Below are 517 nucleotides of genomic sequence, written 5' to 3'. Positions count from 1 at the left end.
AGAAGCAGAGGAGAATTTCCGGACCGCCTCGCTGATGTCGAATGCGGCTGAGCAGCAGCGCTTCGCCGCCGCATATCGCGGCGGCAATCCGGAATCGCCGCAGAACGTCTATGGGCGCTCCGCAACCTCCCGCATCGGGATCAAGTCGATCTCACTCATCAACAGCAATGTCGTTTCAGTCCGCTACACGCGGACAATCACACGCGGCGAAGACGTCCGCACAACCCATTGGGTGGCAACGATCACCTATTCCTATGCCAATGCCCCAATATCCTCCAGCGACCGGTTGGTGAACCCGCTTGGGTTCGTGGTGAGCGAGTACCGGGCCGATCCGGAGGCCTTGAATTGAGAAATCAATCGTTCCTTGCCATGGCCGTCATCGCGGCACTGGCTGCATTTCCTGTTCAGGCCCTGGAGATCCCGGCCAGCGCGCAGCAGGACAACCGCGTGCGCTTCGTCAGCTACCAGCCCTACAATATCACCCGGATTGTCGGCACGATCCGTTCTTCGGTCCAGG

General features: G+C 60.0%; 1 protein-coding gene and 1 pseudogene. Both read left to right on the top strand.

Annotation, left to right across the window (positions count from 1 at the left end):
* A partial coding sequence (locus CEV33_RS00995; protein ID WP_268875784.1) for a virB8 family protein occupies positions 1-349 on the top strand: 349 nt, incomplete at its 5' end.
* A gap of 20 nt (positions 350-369) precedes the next feature.
* Positions 370-517 (top strand): annotated as a pseudogene (locus CEV33_RS24335) (P-type conjugative transfer protein VirB9); the annotation flags it as partial.

It is taken from the genome of Brucella grignonensis (assembly GCF_002252505.1).
GTDB classification, from domain to species: Bacteria; Pseudomonadota; Alphaproteobacteria; order Rhizobiales; family Rhizobiaceae; genus Brucella; species Brucella grignonensis.
The sequence above is the reverse complement of the archived record's forward strand: the minus strand, read 5'-3'. Positions and strand labels throughout refer to the sequence as shown.